Origin of the sequence: Pseudoxanthomonas sp. PXM04, assembly GCF_014851695.1 — a bacterium.
In the GTDB taxonomy this organism is placed as follows: domain Bacteria; phylum Pseudomonadota; class Gammaproteobacteria; order Xanthomonadales; family Xanthomonadaceae; genus Pseudoxanthomonas_A; species Pseudoxanthomonas_A beigongshangi.
Genome location: NZ_JACVAG010000005.1, coordinates 21,888 through 38,723, shown reverse-complemented (window position 1 = coordinate 38,723; position 16,836 = coordinate 21,888). Strand labels below are relative to the sequence as shown.

Below are 16,836 nucleotides of genomic sequence, written 5' to 3'. Positions count from 1 at the left end.
GGGCTGGGGTCTCATCGATCCCGGCGAACCGCCGTTAGTTCCGGATGGCTTCCTGGAAGCTCAGCGACTGCTCCGTGTGCTGGGCGCGCTCGGCGATCCAGTCGATCACCTGCTCTTCCATCACCCGCGACTGCAGTCCCCCCATCAACTGGGGATCGTTGCGGTACAACTCAATGACCTGCTCCGGTTCCTCGTAGGTGGAGGCGATCAGGCGCAGGGTCTCGTTCAGGCGCTTGGGATCCAGGCGCAGCTGGTTGCGGCGGGCGACCTCGCCCACCAGCAGGCCGACCAGGACGCGCTTGCGGGCCGCATCCATGAAGCCCTCATGGGCGTTCGGCGGGATCTGCACCTGCTGGCCGTTGCGGGCGGCCTGATCGGCGGTCTGCTGGACCATCGCGCGGGCCTCGTTCTCGACCAGGCGCGGCGGCATTTCCACGTGCGCCCAGGCGGCAATCAGCTGCTCGCCGACTTCCCGGCGCAGGCGGCCCATCAGGGCGCCCTTGAGCTCGCGCTCCAGGTTGCTGCGGATGTCGCGGCGGAACTGTTCGGCGTCACCGCTCTTCACGCCGAAGCTGCGGATGAAGTCCTTGTCGACCGCCGGCAGCACCGACTCGGCCACTTCGGTGACCTTCACGTAGACGTCGACCTGGCGGCCCGCCAGCTGCGGCACGCGCCAGTCGGCGGGGAACTGCACCTGGATCGTCTTCTCCTCGCCGGCGGCCAGGCCGATCAGGCCCTTCTCGATATCGGCGAACATCACGCCCGAGCCGATCAGGGTGGCGCCCTTTTCCGCGCCCTCGGCGGGCAGGCGTTCGTCACCGGCCTGCGACCAGGTTTCCAGTTCGACGCGGTCGCCGTCCTTCGCACCGCGCTGCACCACCTCGAAGGTGCGGCGCTGCAGGCGCAGGTTCTCGACCATCTGGTCGATGTCGGCGTCGGCCACTTCGGCGGTGTGGCGGATGACGTTGAGCTTGGTCACGTCGATCTCGCCGAAATCCGGCACCACTTCGAAGGTCGCGATGAAATCCAGCTCGCCCTCGCCGTTCTTCTCGATGCGGGGATTGCCGGCCAGTTGCAGATCGTTGTCGCGCACGGCGTTGTTGAAGGTCTCGCGCAGCAGGCCGTCGAGGGCCTCGGCGCGGACCTGCTGGCCGAAGCGCTGCTCGATCACCTTGGTGGGCACCTTGCCGGGACGGAAACCCTTGATGCGGGCGGTGCGCGCGATTTCGCGCAGGCGGCCACCGATGTGGGTATCCAGACGCTCAGCCGGCAGGCTGAAGGTCATGCGGCGTTCGAGGTTGCCGACCGATTCGACCGAAACTTGCATACTCACTGGCTCCTGCTGCCCGGGTCCCATGCCCGGGCATGATGTTGATGAATTCGGGTCGCCCGCGGACACGCGACGTGCCGACCGGCGGAACGGAATAGTTTCGCCTATTCCGGGCTTTCCTGCCAACCGCAGGCGCCGGGGAAGGGAATTTCGGGGCAATCCGGGGAAATGGCCGGGGCCCCGGATTCCGGGCCGGTCCCGGAAACGTCCGGAAGGACGTGGTGCGAAAGGAGGGACTCGAACCCTCACGGGGGTTACCCGCTGGAACCTAAATCCAGTGCGTCTACCAATTCCGCCACTTTCGCAGGTGCGCCGGCATTCTACCCAGCCGGGAAGGCCGACGGAGCATCCCGGAAAAGAAAACGCCCGACCTCGCGGTCGGGCGTTCTGTTTGGTGGGCCGTCAAGGATTCGAACCTTGGACCTATTGATTAAGAGTCAACTGCTCTACCAACTGAGCTAACGGCCCCAAAAACTGGACGCGTAGTGTAACCGCATCTTCTTTTTCTTACAAACCCCCGCTTGCGCGAAAGCCTTGCTGGGTGGGGTGCCGTATCCAGCGGACCACGAACCCTGGCGCTGTCGGCTCCCCTACCCCTGAGGGCTGTGCCCTATCAGGTGAGGGCGCGCATGTTAAGCCAGCAGACCTGAATGGGCAACCCTTTGAGACCATGGCATCAAGGGGCCGAGCCAGCTACGGTCCTAACGGCGGCAACTTCAGCCCTCAGCCTGCTGATTCTGGAAAGAAACAAGGAGTAGGACGATCGACCACGCGGGCGCTTCCTAGGCTTTGCCGCTTTGGTCTTCCCCCCCATGTCGTCCATGAACTTCTGTAGTCGAGACGCCGCAACCTTAAAGCTCGGGTTGATCCGACTACTCTCGCGATACTGCCCCAACAATGCTCTGCCGAGAATGGCTTTGTCTTCCGGCTTTGCCACCTTCAGGGCCCTTTCGTAGAGCCTCATCTTCCAGCGTCTCTTATGTGGCACATCCACTCGGGAGGGCCATACCACCGCCCCGGTAATGACCTTCGGTCGCCTCGCCTTATAAAAGCGAACCTTGTGACCCGAGTATCCCTCACGATTGAGCTCATTTAGCACTTGAGCCAAAAATTTATCGTCCAATCCCGTTCCAGAAAAAACCATATCGTCCACATAGAGAGTGAACCTTAAGCCTTTTGCATCAGCCAACGCCGCTATCCGTGCAAACATCGGCGCGCATGAAAAGTAAGACAGGACCGGACTGAGGGCACTACCCGTAGGAAGCTTGCCTTCATGGCAACAAAGCTCAGAAAGGACATGTGCTACATCTTCTGCACACCCCAACTGTTCTTCAAAAAAAGACTTCACCGCCCTTCGTTTGACCGATGGATAAAAAGACCTAATGTCCACCTTCAAGGCCGGCTGTGAATGTCTGTGTACTAGAGCGTTTTCCAAATAGGAGCGCTTCTTGGTTGCTGAGTAAACATAGTCAGGTTTCTCAATTGCACCAAGAAACTTCGCCAGCCTCCGCTGAAAAGCATCCAGTGTCGGCTTAGGTTGTTGCACCATACGCACCTTGTCACTGACAGGCATGCCAGCCAAGACGTCCTGGTGTTTTTGTTTCAGCGGCCAAACTCGATAGTTGCCATCGAGTTTTCGTAAGAATTTGATGTCGGCAACCTTGACGCCAAAGAGGGCAGCAAGCTTCTTTTTGCTAGTGAGCCGATAGAGCGGAGACTCGTGAAGCTTCAAGGTTTTTGCCATGGAACTTAGGCCGCCTTACCTAGGTTCGCCTTGTTCTCAATCCAACGCAAAATCGCCAGCGCTTTCTCGCCCAGCATCGTACGAACCTTAAGCTCAGCAGGGCTCTCGTCAGAGTTCTCTGCAAAAAGCACAAGCGAAGAAAGCGGCATATCAAAATGCGCAGCATATCGCTGCAGCAAATCTAGACTCGGAACCTTCTTGCCGGACTCGATCTCAGAGAGATACGACCGGGAAATGCCGAGCGCTTCAGCCAACTCGGATTGGTTGACATCATGAAATGTCCTTACCAAACGGAGCGCTTCACCAAACATGACTTTTCCTCCATTAGGAAAATTGAGATGAGAGGTTAGTCCATAAAGAACTCAATCATTTTGAGCCAAACCTTATACAGGTCGAACCCAATTCTGACTGTCCAAAAGACACCCTTGAGAATTTTCTCCCAAGGAAAACGAGCTTTTGGCTTGGACAACGCGGAACTGCGATTGGTACTACTATCTTCGTGTTTCATAAAATCTCCTAAGGTTAGTGACGAACCGGGATCTGAAAACTTTGGTTCGCCTCTCGGCACTGCGCCTTAGGCCTAAAACACTTTCGAAGGTAGTTTCGCGCTAGGTCCCTCTCACACAACCCGTCTTCCTCTCGGAGACGTCTAAGTCACAAAAGCACCATGAAACGACCGGATCCGTGAATCCGCGCGGCCATGCCGACTTTGTGAGGGTTAGAGGCCGAAACCTCCACAGGCTTTACGCCCCCTTCTACAACCACAACGTGCCAACTCTTCGTCTTACCCAACCGCGAAGCCATACTAGCACCATGTTCGCTGAGAGTCAACATCCTGCAGTCCGAGAGCGAACACGCCTCAGGGATCCTTATCTACCTTTCGTTTCTTTCGCTTTGGCAGCTTGTCCGCGTGCATGGGATGCCCAGGAGCATTTGATAACGCATTGAGCTTCTGTAGCAGTTCTTCTTTAAAGAGCAGCGCTAGTAGGCGCCCGGAGTTAGGTGGCAGCCAGTTTGCTGGCGGAGGTCCCTTTCCTTCCCAGACCTCCAAAACGTGCTGAGGCCAGCCGCGTGTGGTCGAACTTTGCTTAAACGTATGCAGCTTGTACCAACGAGCCATAAGGGTTGCCCTAATTGCTTTCGTTGGGCTGAGGAGACTCGAACCCCAATATTCCTGTCAAATCAAATATTTGCGTAACTTAGAAAGAGCAAGGGTCCCGATACGCAAATATCGGAACCCTTATTAATCAATAACTTACATGTGGGTGGGGTGGCTGAGGGGACTCGAACCCCCGACATCTGGAATCACAATCCAGTACTCTAACCAACTGAGCTACAGCCACCACTGAAACTTTTTTCTACCGCTTTGTCCGCCGCTTGCGCCGGATGGCGCGCCCGACAGGACTCGAACCTGTAACCGCCGGCTTAGAAGGCCGGTGCTCTATCCGGTTGAGCTACGGGCGCCCGGACCGGATTGTCGCATCCCTGTCGTCGGGACGAACCAGACTGGTCGGGGTAGAGGGATTCGAACCCCCGACCCTCTGCTCCCAAAGCAGATGCGCTACCAGACTGCGCTATACCCCGACGAGGGCCCCGGCATCGGCGCCAGGCAGCGTCGACAAGGCCGTCTATTGTCGGAATCTGCCGGCTTCCTGTCAAACGCCGCGTCCGGTCACGGGCATCGGCTATGCTCCGCGGCTGGGGACAGAAGTCCGAATCAACCATGAGGGAACCATGATGCGCAGCGGCAATCCGGCTCTTAAGGAGTCCACCTTCCTCGACCTGGGCAGCGGCGCGGTGGTTTCGCGCGATGCCGGCGCGATGACCCTGAACGGCACGGTCAACCGGACCGGCATCCTGCTGCTGCTGTGCGTGCTGACCGCCACCTACACCTGGAACACGGCGCTCACCCCGACCGGCGAACTCGCGCCGGGGGCGATGCTGTACATCCTGGGGGGGCTCATCGGTGGCTTCGTGCTGGCCATGATCACCATCTTCAAGAAGACCTGGGCACCGGTCACCGCCCCGCTCTACGCGCTGGCCGAGGGCCTGTTCCTCGGCGCCATCTCGGCGATGTACGAGGTGAAGTTCAACGGCATCGTGCTGCAGGCGGTGCTGCTGACCTTCGGCACCCTGTTCGCGCTGCTGATGGCCTACCGCTCGGGCTGGATCAAGGCCACCGAGAACTTCAAGCTGGGCGTGGTCGCGGCCACCGGCGGCATCGCGCTGATCTACCTGGCCACGATCGTGCTGGGCTTCTTCAACATCAACATTCCCTACATCCACGACTCGGGTCTTATCGGCATCGCCTTCAGCCTGTTCGTGGTGGTGGTCGCGGCGCTGAACCTGGTGCTGGATTTCGATTTCATCGAGACCGGCGTGGAGCAGAACGCACCCAAGTACATGGAGTGGTACGCGGCGTTCGGCCTGATGGTCACTCTGATCTGGCTGTACATCGAGTTCCTGCGCCTGCTGTCCAAGCTGCAGTCGCGCAACTGAATCTCCAGGCCGGTAAAACAAGAAACGGGGCGCAAGGCGCCCCGTTTTCTTTTTGCTGCCCTGGATGCGACGCGCCGCTCAGCCGGTACCCGCCACGGCAGTTGAGCGGCGCGCGGGAAGCAGCATGAACACCACGGCCGCCGCGACCAGCAGCCAGCAATAGTGGACGCTGCCGGCCAGCGCCAGCGGCGAAACGGCCGCCAGCGACGATGCCAGCAGAATCTGCGCGCCATAAGGAAGCACGCCCTGCACCACGCAGGCGAAGATGTCGAGCAGACTGGCCGAACGACGCGGCGTGATGCCGTGGCGCTCGGCGATGTCCTTGGCGAGACTGCCGGTGATGAGGATCGCCACGGTGTTGTTGGCGGTCAGGACATCAGTCCCGGCGGAGAGCGCGGCGATGCTGAATTCGCCGGAGCGCCGCCCGGTATGGCCGCGGGCGAAACGGGCAATCGTCCGCGCCAGCCAGTCCAGGCCCCCGCTCGCCTTCATCAGCGCCCCCAGTCCTCCGATCAGGATCGAAAGCAGGGTCACCTCCACCATGCTCTCGAATCCGGCGTAGATGTCTCCGGCAAGATCGACCGGCGTGTAGTCGCCGGCAAAGACGAAGCCGAAAACGCCGGAAAGCGCCAGGCCGATCGCCAGCACCACCACCACGTCCAGTCCAATCAGGGCGAGCACCAGCACCAGTACATAGGGCAGCACCAGCCAGGGCGACGCGCCGCCGGGCGCCTCCACCGGCGCCCCCTCTCCCAGGAACGCCAGCAGCACCGCGGTGGCCAGGGCGGCGGGTAACGCAATCTTGAAGTTCTCGCGGAACTTGTCGCGCATCTCCGCGCCCTGGCTGCGGGTCGCCGCGATCGTGGTATCCGAGATCACCGACAGGTTGTCGCCGAACATCGCACCACCGATGACCGCACCGACGACCAGCGTGCGATCCAGGCCAGCGGCGTCGGCGACGCCCAGCGCGATCGGCACAACGGCGGCGATCGTGCCCATCGACGTCCCGATGGCCAGCGACACGAATGAAGCCACCAGGAACAATCCGGGCAGGATCAGCGACGGCGGCAGCGCGCCCAGTCCCAGCGCAACCACCGCATCCACCGCGCCAATGGCCTTGGACACGGTGGCGAACGCGCCGGCCAGCAGGAAGATCAGGCACATCAGCATCACGTTGGCATCGCCCATGCCTCCCAGCAGCGTCGGCGAGGCCGCCACGCCGCGTCGATGGGCCAGCCACGCCCCCAGCGCCAGCGCCGGCAGGATCGCCACCGGCGCGCGCAACTGGTAGAAGCCCATGGCGTCGCCCTGGGACGTGTAATAAAGGCCGGCGCCGAAGAACAGGGCCAGGAACAGCAGCAGCGGGGTCAGCGCGAGCGCGCTGGGGCGGACGGTCATCGTGGGCGGCGGAGGTGTGCGGGAAACCGGCGATTGTCCGGCTTGCCACGGCCCGGTCCAAGCCCCGCGGGCGGGACGAACGCAAACAAAAACGGGACGCTGGGCGCCCCGTTTCCGTGTTTCAGCCCGGTAAAACCCGGCGCCGCCGGGACATCATACCCGGCTGGCGATCGCCTTGGCGAAGGACATCGTGGTGCCCTCGCCGCCCAGGTCCGGGGTCAGCGAATCCTTGGCTTCCAGGGTGGCGATGATCGCCGCGCGCAGGCGTTCGGCCTTGTCCGGCTGGCCGAGGTGGTCGAGCATCTGCGCCGCGCCCAGCAGGAGCGCGCACGGATTGGCGATGCCCTTGCCGGCGATGTCCGGGGCCGAGCCGTGGACCGCCTCGAAGATGGCCGCGTCGACGCCGATGTTGGCGCCCGGGGCCAGGCCCAGGCCGCCGACCAGGCCGGCGCACAGGTCGGAGATGATGTCGCCGAACAGGTTGGTGGTGACGATGATGTCGAACTGCTCCGGACGCATCACCAGCTGCATGCAGGTGTTGTCCACGATCATCTCGTTGCACTGGATGTCCGGGTACTGCGCGGCCACTTCGCGAGCGACCTTCAGGAACAGGCCCGAGGTGGTCTTGAGGATGTTGGCCTTGTGCACCACGGTGACCTTCTTGCGGCCGGTCTTGCGGGCCAGGTCGAAGGCGTAGCGGACGATGCGCTCGGAACCCTTGCGGGTGATCTTCTGGGTCAACAGCGCGGTTTCGCCGTCCTCGGAGATGGACTGGCCTTCACCGATGTAGGCGCCTTCGGTGTTCTCGCGGACCGTGATCAGATCCACGCCGGAGGGGAAGCGCGACTTGGTGTTGGGGAACGACTTGGCCGGGCGGACATTCGCGTACAGGTCGAAATGGCGGCGCAGGGCCACGTTGATCGAGCTGAAGCCCTCGCCCACCGGCGTGGTCAGCGGGCTCTTCAGGGCCACGCCGTTCTTGCGGATCGAGTCCAGGGTCGCCTGCGGCAGCAGGTCGCCGTGCTTTTCCAGCGCGACCATGCCGGCATCGGCTTCCTCGTAGCTCAGGCCCACTTTCAGGGCTTCGAGCACGTGCAGGGTCGCGTCCATGATCTCCGGGCCGATACCGTCGCCGCGGATGACCGTAATCGTCTGGGTCATTTGCTTGGGATTCCGAACAGGGGCGCCGTGCGGGCCGGGAACCGGGATGCAGGCGCGGAGGGGGTTTCAAGTCCGGCAATTATGCCTGAACCCCCTGTACGGTCCCAAATCGACCATCGTCGGAGGAGCGGAAAACCGGCTTTGTCGCGCCGGCGCCGGCGCGGGGCCGATTCGCGGGTCAATCGTGGCCGTGCGCCGAAGGCGCGTCGGCCGCGCCGGCCTCCAGCTGATCCAGGAAGTCCACCGCCCTGCGCAGGTGCGGGATGACGATGGAGCCGCCCACCACCAGCCCGACCGAGAAGGTCTCGAAGAACTCGTCGCGGCTGACGCCGGCGTCCTTGCACTGGGCCACGTGGTAGCTGATGCAGTCGTCGCAACGCAGCACCATCGACGCCACCAGCCCGAGCAGTTCCTTGGTCTTCACATCCAGCGCGCCGGGCTGGTAGGTCTGGGTATCCAGGGCGAAGAAGCGGCGGACGACCTGGTTCGGTTCGGCCAGGATGCGCTCGTTCATGCGCTGGCGGAATTCGGTGAATTCGCGCAGACGGTCCTTTTCACCGCCGCTCATGCGCCCTCTCCGGCCAGCAGCGGCTCCAGCTTGCCGGCCCGATGCAAGGCGATCATGTCGTCGTAGCCGCCGACGTGGGTCTCACCGATGAAGATCTGCGGCACGCTGGTGCGGCGCGCGCGGGCGATCATGCGTTCGCGCTCGTCCGGCTCCAGGTCGATGCGGACTTCCTTCCAGCTCTGGCCCTTGCTCTTGAGGAAGTTCTTCGCGGCCACGCAGTAAGGGCAGATCGCGGTCGTGTAGAGGGTGATGGCGGGGCCGCCGGTCTCGGTGTCGCTCAAGGAATCCTCCTGAATGGAACAACGCGTTCAAAGTCGGGTCTGAGGGCAATATGGGTGGCCGATGGCGCGCTTTCCAGCCGGCCGAGTGGAACAGTGCGGGCCGTGGGTCCGGTTAACCGCATGTTCACTCGCTGCCGGCGGCAAAGCGTCATCCTGCCGCTCGCAAGCCTGCCGCCATTGTCCGACAACGGAGTTCCGTTTGCGCCTTCCGCTGCTTTCCACCGCCCTCACCGTGCTCCTGGCCGCGCCTCTGGCGCAAGGGCAGGACGTGCGCCTGCCGGACATCGGTTCCTCCGCCGGCGAGGTGTTGAGCCCGGCGCGCCAGGCGGAGTACGGCGGAATGATGCTGCGCGAGCTGCGCAACTACGGCTACCTGCTGGAAGACCCGCTGCTGGACGACTGGCTGCAGAAGGTCGGCACCCGGCTGGGCGCGGAAAGCGACTCGCCGCGCCAGAGCTATACGTTCTTCCTGATGAAGGACCGGCAGATCAATGCGTTCGCCACGCTGGGCGGCTACATCGGCACCAACGCGGGCCTGATCCTGACCGCCGAGCGCGAGGACGAAGTCGCCGCGGTGCTGTCCCACGAAATTGCCCACGTCACCCAGCAGCACGTGCTGCGCGGCGTCGAGCGGGCCGAGCGCGATCAGATTCCGATCCTGCTCGGGATGCTGGGCGCGATCGTGCTGGCGCAGAGCGCCGGCGGCAATTCCAGCGGCGACGCCTCGATGGCGGCGGTCGCCAGCGGCATGGGCCTGATGCAGCAACGCCAGATCGACTACACCCGTTCCAACGAATCCGAGGCCGATCGGCTGGGCATCCGCACCCTGTCGCGCGCCGGCTACGACGTGGACGCCATGGCCGGCTTCTTCGCCCGCATGGCCCAGGCCACCCGCGCCAACCGCGGCACCGGCCGCGAGGCGTACCCCGACTACCTGATGACCCACCCGGTCACCACCACCCGGATCAGCGAGGCCAAGGAACGCGCCGAGCAGATGCGCAAGGACAACCTGACCCTGATCACCCGGGTTCCGGGCGGCGGCGAGCGGGTCGAACAGTTCGATCCCAAGCGCGTGGTCGCACCGGAAAAGGACAGCGACAATCCGCTGCTGCCCCTGTCCGTGCGCCTGCCGGGCGACCTGTTCAGCCGTGGCCCCACCGGTGACTTCGACTGGGCCCGGGAACGCCTGCGGGTGCTCAGCGCGACCACCGCCGACGGCGCCGCCCGCGACTACGAGACCATCCGCCGGGAATCCGGCAAGGGCCTGGACGATGCCCAGCGTTATGGCTTGGCCCTGGCCCACCTGGGATCGGGACGGCCGGAGGTGGCGTTGACCGAGCTGGCCCCGCTGCTGGCCGAGCATCCGGGCAACCTGTGGCTGGAACTGGCGACCGCCGAGGCCGAATCCCGCGCGGGCCGCACCGCGGCGGCCAACCAACGGCTCGCCCGCCTGCTCCAGCAGATGCCGAACAACCGCCCCATCGCGCTGACTTTCGCCCGCGTCCTCAACGAGCAGGGGGGCGCCGAAGCTGGCCGGCACGCCCAGGCGGTGCTGCGTCCGCTGCTGTCCCGGGCCGGCAACGATCCGGTGTTCCAGCAGGAATTCGGCCGGGCCAACGAGCTGGCCGGCGACCCGGTCCGCGCCGGCGAAGCCTTCGCCGAGGCGGCCTTCCTCAATGGGCGGCCTGAACAGGCGCTCATCCAGTTGCAGAATCTCAAGAAGCGCAGCGATCTGGACTACTACGCCCGCGCCCGCATCGACGCCCGCATCTCCGTCATCACCCCGCAGGTGCTCGAACTGCGGCGCCAGGGCGTGCGCGACCCGGACATCGAACGCCGCTAGCCCGGCCGCCGGGGCTCCCGGCGGCGACCAGCGGCCCCGACTGTCATATGACGGGCGCGCGGCATGTCATGTTTCCGTCATAAAATTGTCGTCTACTGGTGCGGTACCCCACAGACGACGGTAATCGCGTGCAGAAGCACATCCTGATCGTTGACGACGAGCCGGCCATCCGCGACATGGTCGCCTTCGCCCTGCGCAAGGGCGATTACGAACCCGTGCATGCGGGTGACGCCCGCGAGGCCCAGAACGCCATCGCCGACCGGGTGCCGGACCTCATCCTGCTGGACTGGATGCTGCCCGGCACCAGCGGCCTGGAGCTGGCGCGCCGCTGGCGCAAGGACGCGATGACCCGCGACGTCCCCATCATCATGCTCACCGCCCGCGGCGAGGAGAATGATCGGGTCGGCGGCCTGGAAGCCGGCGTCGACGACTACGTGGTCAAGCCGTTCTCGGCACGCGAACTGCTGGCGCGCATCCGGGCGGTCATGCGCCGCTCCCGCGAGGACGACGAGGACGGCAGCGTCGGCATCGGCCCGCTGCGCATAGACGGCGCCGCCCACCGGGTGTTCGCCGGCGATACCCCGGTGCCGATCGGCCCGACCGAGTATCGCCTGCTGCATTTCTTCATGACCCACCCCGAGCGGGTCTATTCGCGCACGCAGCTGCTCGACCACGTCTGGGGCGGCAGCGTGTACGTGGAGGAGCGCACGGTGGACGTGCACATCCGCCGCCTGCGCAAGACCCTGGAACCGCACGGCCTGGAGAACATGGTGCAGACCGTGCGTGGTTCCGGCTACCGGTTCTCGGCGTCGGTCTAGGCGCGGGATTCGGCTTGGGGGATTCTGGATTCGATGTTTCCCCCGCCTGCTCCCGCTGGCTGTCATAAATAACTGCCTACAATCGGCCCATGCCCCAATACATACGCTCCGCCTGGTTCAAGACGCTCGGTCAACTGGCGGGTGTGCTGGCCCTGGCGGTGGTCATTGGATTGCTGATTGGCCACGTCTGGCCGGTCGTCACCCTGGCCGCGCTGGGCGTGGTGGCCTGGCATTACTGGCGATTGCGCAAGGTGCTGGTGCGGCTGACCGCGCGCCAGCGACTGGAGCCCGCGCGCGGCAACGGCGTCTGGAACGAACTGGATCGGCTGCTGTTCCGCGGCCATGCGGAAATGCGCGCGCGCAAGCGCCGGCTGCTGGACATGCTGCGTGCCTACCGCGCCGCCGCCGCGGCGTTGCCGGACGCGGTGGTGGTGGTGGAACGCAACAACCAGCGCGTGCAATGGTTCAACAAGGCCGCCACCAGCCTGCTGGGGCTGCAGTATCCGACCGACATCGGCGCGCCGATCGGCGATCGCCTGCAACCGCTGCCGATGTCGCACTGGCTGGCCGCCGGCCGCAATGCCGAGCCGATGCTGGATGCCGCCTCGCCGGTGGATCCGCAATTGCGCCTCAACCTGCGCCTGATTCCCTATTCCGACCAGTACTGGCTGCTGGTCGCGCGCGACGTCAGCAAGATGCTGCGGCTGGAACAGATGCGCCGCGACTTCGTCGCCAACGTCTCCCATGAGTTGCGCACGCCGCTGACCGTGGTCCACGGCTATCTCGACATGCTGGACCCGCAGGACTTCCCGGAATGGGCGCCGATGCTGGCGGAAATGCAGAAACAGTCCCAGCGCATGACCCAATTGGTCGAGGATCTGCTGACCCTGTCGCGGCTGGAAGCACAGGACAGCCTGCCGGACGAAAGCGTGGCGATGGCGCCGATGCTGGCGACCCTGCGCCGCGAGGCCGAGGCGCTCAGCCACAAGCGCCACATCGTGGTGGTGGAAGACGAAGCCGGCGTGGATCTGTGGGGATCGAACAAGGAGCTGCACAGCGCGTTCTCCAACCTGGTCAGCAACGCCGTCCGCTACACCCCGGCCGGCGGCAGCATCACCGTGCGCTTCGTGCGCGAGGGCGACGGTGCCATGCTGAGCGTGCGCGACACCGGCTACGGCATTCCGGCCGCGCACCTGCCGCGCATCACCGAGCGTTTCTACCGCGTGTCCACCAGCCGCTCGCGCGAAAGCGGCGGCACCGGCCTGGGCCTGTCGATCGTCAAGCACGTGCTAAACCTGCACCAGGCGCGGCTGGACATCCAGAGCGAGGTCGGCCACGGTAGCGTGTTCTCGGTGCACTTCGGCGGCGAGCGCGTGCATCCGCGCGTTCCCGCCCCCTCCCCTTCCCTGCCCCACGGCCAGATCGCATGAACGCCGCCATCGACACGACGCCAGACCATCTGAGCAACGAAGACGCCCTGCGCGATCCCTCGCTCTACCTCAATCGCGAACTGTCGCAACTGGATTTCAACTTCCGCGTGCTGGCGCAGGCGCAGGACCCGCAAGTGCCACTGCTGGAGCGGCTGCGCTTCCTGTGCATCTCGTGCACCAACCTGGACGAATTCTTCGAGATCCGCGCGGCCACCGTCCGCCATGCGCAGGACTTCGGCCTGCCGCCGGGCGCCGACGGGATGAGCCCCACCGTCGCGCTCAACCGCATCCACGATCGCGCCGCGGAACTGGTGGATGCGCAGTACAAGTGCTGGAACGAGGTGCTGCGGCCGGCGCTGAACGAAGCCGGCGTGCGGGTGTTCGGACGCGGCGCCTGGAGCGCGCGGCAGACGCGCTGGCTGCGCGCCTATTTCCGCAACGAGATCATGCCGGTGCTGTCGCCGCTGGGCCTGGACCCGGCGCACCCGTTCCCGAAGATCCTCAACAAGTCCCTCAACATCGTGGTGGTGCTGAAGGGCAAGGACGCGTTCGGTCGTGCCGGCCACCTCGCGATCGTGCGCGCGCCGCGCTCGCTGCCGCGCATCATCCACCTGCCCTCGCGCGTGTCCGGCGGCGAGAACGACTTCGTGCTGCTGTCCTCGGTGCTGTCGGCGTTCGTCGACGAACTGTTCCCGGGCATGGAGGTCAAGGGTTCCTACCAGTTCCGCGTCACCCGCAACTCCGAAGTGGTTGTCGACGAGGAGGAAGTAGAGAACCTGGCGCTGGCGCTGCGCGACGAACTGATCGGTCGCGGCTACCGGCCGGCGGTACGGCTGGAAATCGCCCAGGACTGCCCGAAGCCGATCATCCGCACCCTGCTGCAGAACTTCGCCCTGCCCGACAACGCGGTCTACCTGATCGACGGGCCGGTCAACCTCAACCGGGTCATCCAGGTGTACGACCTGGTGCAGCGCCCGGAACTCAAGTACCCCGTCTTCACCCCGCGCACCCTGCGCGACAGCGACGCCATCTTCGACAAGGTCGATGACGGCGACGTGCTGCTGCACCATCCCTTCGATGCGTTCACCCCGGTGCTGGAGCTGCTCAAGCAGGCGGCGGTGGATCCGAACGTGCTGGCGATCAAGCAGACCCTGTACCGCACCGGCAAGGACTCGGCGATCGTCGATGCGCTGGTGCAGGCGGCGCGCAACGGCAAGGACGTCACCGTGGTGGTGGAACTGCGCGCGCGCTTCGACGAGGACGCCAACCTGGGCGTGGCCGATCGCCTGCAGGAAGCCGGCGTGCAGGTGGTGTATGGCGTAGTCGGCTACAAGACCCACGCCAAGATGCTGCTGATCGTGCGCCGCGAGGGCAAGAAGCTGCGCCGTTATGTGCACCTGGGCACCGGCAACTACCACAGCGGCACCGCCCGCGCCTACACCGACCTCGGCTTGATCACCGCCGACGCCGACATCGGCAACGACGTGCACCTGCTGTTCCAGCAGTTGTCCGGCCTGGCCCCGTCGACCAAGCTCAAGCGCCTGCTGCAATCCCCGTTTACCCTGCATGCCGGGCTCATCCGCAAGATCGAGCGCGAGGCGAAGCTGGCCAAGGCCGGCAAGCCGGCCCGCATCATCGCCAAGATCAACGCGCTCAACGAGCCGCGCCTGATCCGCGCGCTGTACGCGGCCTCGCAGGCGGGCGTGCGCATCGACCTGATCGTGCGTGGCGCCTGCGCCCTGCGGCCGGGCGTGCCAGGGATTTCCGAGAACATCCACGTGCGCTCGATTGTCGGACGCTTCCTGGAGCACAGCCGGGTCTACTGGTTCGGCAACGACGGCAACCCCGAGCTTTATTGCGCCAGCGCGGACTGGCTGGAGCGCAACCTGCTGCACCGGGTCGAGACCTGCTTCCCGATCCTGGATCCGGAGCTGGCCAGGCGGGTGTTCCGCGACGGCCTGCAGAACTATCTGGACGACAACCAGAACGCCTGGGCACTGGACGCCGACGGCAATTACCGCAAGGTCGCGCCGGCCGAGGGCGAAGCACCGCATTCGGCGCAGGCGACCCTGCTGGCCGGGGTCTGAGGGCGATGCAAGTGCCTGAAATGGCAGGGGCCGCGTTGCCAAGCCGCGGTCTCTGCCTCTAGGCTTTTCCGATGCCGCCCGTCTCCGCCCACGTCTCGCCGCCTCCCCATGACGGCGAACAGCTTGCCGCCATCGATCTCGGTTCCAACAGCTTCCACATGATCGTGGCGCGCTACACGCTGGGACAGCTGCGCGTGGTCGATCGCCTGCGCGAGACCGTGCGCATGGCCGACGGCCTGGACGGCAAGGGCGGACTGTCGCAGGCCGCGCGCGAACGCGCGCTGGACTGCCTGTCGCGCTTCGGCCAGCGCATCCGCGACATCCCGGCCAGCCGGGTACGCGCGCTGGCCACCAACACGGTCCGCCAGCTGGCCGATCCGCAGTCCTTCCTGGTGCCGGCCGAAGCCGCCCTGGGCAAGCCGATCGAAGTGGTGTCCGGCCGCGAGGAGGCGCGCCTCATCTACCTGGGCGTGGCCCACGCGCAGCCGCCCAAGGCGGGGCAACTGCGCCTGGTCATCGACATCGGCGGCGGCTCCACCGAGTTCATCATTGGTCGCGGGCTGGAGACGCTGGAACGCGAAAGCCTGCAGGCCGGCTGCATCGCCAGCACCCGCCGCTTCTTCCCCGGCGGCAAGCTGTCCAAGAAGCGCTGGAAGGAAGCCCTCACCGAAATCGCCGCCGAGTTCCAGCAGTTCGCTGGCCAGTACCGCTCGCTGGGCTGGCAGGAGGCGATCGGTTCTTCCGGCACCAACAAGGCAATCGGCGAAATCTGCGCGGCGATGAAACTGACCAAGGGCGCGGTCACCGCCGAGGCCCTGCCGCAGGTCCGTGATCGCCTGCTGCAGGCCGAGCGCATCGACGCCATCGACCTGCCCGGCCTGTCCAGCGACCGTCGCCCGATCATCGCCGGCGGCGTGCTGGTGCTGGAGGCCGCCTTCGAGGCGCTGGGCCTGCAGCGGCTGATGGTCAGCAAGGCGGCCATGCGCGAAGGCATCCTGTACGACATGCTGGGCCGCGGCAGCGACAACGATCCGCGCGATATGTCGGCGGCCGCGCTGACCCAGCGCTACGGCATCGACGAAATCCAGGCCGCGCGGGTGGAGGCCACCGCGCTGCGCCTGCACGAGCAGGTCGCCGGTGCCTGGAAGCTGGACGACGACGACGCCCGCATGCTCGGCTGGGCCGCGCGCCTGCACGAGATCGGCCTGGTCATCGCCCACAGCCAATACCACGCGCACGGCGCCTACGTGCTGGAGAATTCTGACATCGCCGGCTTCTCCCGGCAGGAACAGCAGGTCCTGGCGGCGCTGGTGCGCACGCACCGCCGCAACATTCCCAAGACCGCGTTCGACGCCCTGCCCGACCGCCTGCTGCTGTCGGCCAAGCGCAAGGCCGCGCTGCTGCGGCTGGCGGTGCTGCTGCATCGCGCGCACGAGGCCGCGCCGATTCCCCGCCTAGAGCTCACCGCAGAGGGCGACGAACTCCGGCTGGTGGTGGACCGCCGCTGGATCGAGGCCCGGCCGCTGCTGAAGTCGGACCTGGTCGGCGAGCCCGAGGACATGCAGGGCCTGGGCATCACCTTCAAGCCCTTCGTCGCCTGAGCCGGGGCGCCCGGCCGCTGCAAACCGCAAACACCCGCGCTAGACTCCGCCCGGGAAACCGTCGAGGCCATGCCGG

General features: G+C 65.2%; 13 protein-coding genes and 5 tRNA genes. 6 read left to right on the top strand and 12 right to left on the bottom strand.

The annotated features are described in order from the left end of the window. Positions 1–34: 34 nt before the first annotated feature. From tig to IB228_RS12915, 8 genes are all read right to left on the bottom strand, one after another. Positions 35–1,327, bottom strand: a complete 1,293-nt coding sequence (gene tig / locus IB228_RS12950; protein ID WP_183637727.1) for a trigger factor — start codon at positions 1,325–1,327, stop codon at positions 35–37. A 222-nt stretch (positions 1,328–1,549) separates the two neighbouring features. Beyond that, positions 1,550–1,635, bottom strand: a tRNA-Leu gene (locus tag IB228_RS12945). An 87-nt stretch (positions 1,636–1,722) separates the two neighbouring features. Next, positions 1,723–1,798, bottom strand: a tRNA-Lys gene (locus tag IB228_RS12940). Positions 1,799–2,006: 208 nt separating this feature from the next. Further along, the gene (locus IB228_RS12935) at positions 2,007–3,074 is read right to left on the bottom strand and encodes a reverse transcriptase family protein (RefSeq protein ID WP_192198810.1); all 1,068 of its coding nucleotides are present in this window, start codon (positions 3,072–3,074) and stop codon (positions 2,007–2,009) included. Positions 3,075–3,079: 5 nt separating this feature from the next. After that, a complete protein-coding gene (locus IB228_RS12930; RefSeq protein ID WP_192198809.1) occupies positions 3,080–3,385 on the bottom strand; it encodes a helix-turn-helix transcriptional regulator in 306 nt (101 codons plus the stop codon). A 955-nt stretch (positions 3,386–4,340) separates the two neighbouring features. Continuing rightward, positions 4,341–4,417: transfer RNA gene (locus IB228_RS12925), tRNA-His, on the bottom strand. Between the two features lie 44 nt (positions 4,418–4,461). Then, a tRNA-Arg gene (locus IB228_RS12920) sits at positions 4,462–4,538 on the bottom strand. Between the two features lie 43 nt (positions 4,539–4,581). Then, a tRNA-Pro gene (locus tag IB228_RS12915) sits at positions 4,582–4,658 on the bottom strand. A gap of 150 nt (positions 4,659–4,808) precedes the next feature. Between IB228_RS12915 and IB228_RS12910 the strand changes: the two genes are divergently transcribed. After that, the gene (locus IB228_RS12910; protein WP_183637730.1) at positions 4,809–5,573 is read left to right on the top strand and encodes a Bax inhibitor-1/YccA family protein; all 765 of its coding nucleotides are present in this window, start codon (positions 4,809–4,811) and stop codon (positions 5,571–5,573) included. A 78-nt stretch (positions 5,574–5,651) separates the two neighbouring features. On the opposite strand, the gene IB228_RS12905 is transcribed toward IB228_RS12910, so the two are convergent. The 4 genes from IB228_RS12905 to grxC form a co-directional block, all read right to left on the bottom strand. Then, positions 5,652–6,971 (bottom strand): Na+/H+ antiporter NhaC family protein, encoded by a 1,320-nt coding sequence (locus IB228_RS12905; protein ID WP_183637733.1) that lies wholly within the window; start codon positions 6,969–6,971, stop codon positions 5,652–5,654. Between the two features lie 153 nt (positions 6,972–7,124). After that, a complete protein-coding gene (locus IB228_RS12900) occupies positions 7,125–8,132 on the bottom strand; it encodes an isocitrate dehydrogenase (protein WP_183637735.1) in 1,008 nt (335 codons plus the stop codon). Between the two features lie 178 nt (positions 8,133–8,310). Beyond that, the gene (locus IB228_RS12895; protein WP_183637738.1) at positions 8,311–8,700 is read right to left on the bottom strand and encodes a carboxymuconolactone decarboxylase family protein; all 390 of its coding nucleotides are present in this window, start codon (positions 8,698–8,700) and stop codon (positions 8,311–8,313) included. Next, positions 8,697–8,981: a glutaredoxin 3 gene (gene grxC, locus IB228_RS12890; protein WP_221188916.1), complete on the bottom strand. Its 285-nt coding sequence runs from the start codon at positions 8,979–8,981 to the stop codon at positions 8,697–8,699. The genes IB228_RS12895 and grxC overlap by 4 nt, the downstream gene beginning before the upstream one ends. Positions 8,982–9,180: 199 nt before the next feature. On the opposite strand from grxC, the gene IB228_RS12885 reads away from it, so the two are divergent. The 5 genes from IB228_RS12885 to ppx all read left to right on the top strand — a co-directional run bounded on the left by IB228_RS12885 (position 9,181) and on the right by ppx (position 16,760). Further along, a complete protein-coding gene (locus IB228_RS12885; RefSeq protein WP_225562447.1) occupies positions 9,181–10,824 on the top strand; it encodes a M48 family metalloprotease in 1,644 nt (547 codons plus the stop codon). A 128-nt stretch (positions 10,825–10,952) separates the two neighbouring features. Next, positions 10,953–11,642 (top strand): phosphate regulon transcriptional regulator PhoB, encoded by a 690-nt coding sequence (gene phoB / locus IB228_RS12880; RefSeq protein WP_141456251.1) that lies wholly within the window; start codon positions 10,953–10,955, stop codon positions 11,640–11,642. 89 nt (positions 11,643–11,731) lie between these two features. Further along, on the top strand, positions 11,732–13,072 hold the full coding sequence (gene phoR / locus IB228_RS12875; RefSeq protein WP_192198808.1) for a phosphate regulon sensor histidine kinase PhoR: 1,341 nt from the start codon (positions 11,732–11,734) through the stop codon (positions 13,070–13,072). Continuing rightward, positions 13,069–15,159: a polyphosphate kinase 1 gene (gene ppk1, locus IB228_RS12870; RefSeq protein ID WP_183637747.1), complete on the top strand. Its 2,091-nt coding sequence runs from the start codon at positions 13,069–13,071 to the stop codon at positions 15,157–15,159. Before phoR ends, ppk1 begins: the two co-directional genes overlap by 4 nt. A gap of 71 nt (positions 15,160–15,230) precedes the next feature. Continuing rightward, the gene (gene ppx / locus IB228_RS12865) at positions 15,231–16,760 is read left to right on the top strand and encodes an exopolyphosphatase (protein WP_192198807.1); all 1,530 of its coding nucleotides are present in this window, start codon (positions 15,231–15,233) and stop codon (positions 16,758–16,760) included. Positions 16,761–16,836 lie beyond the last annotated feature (76 nt).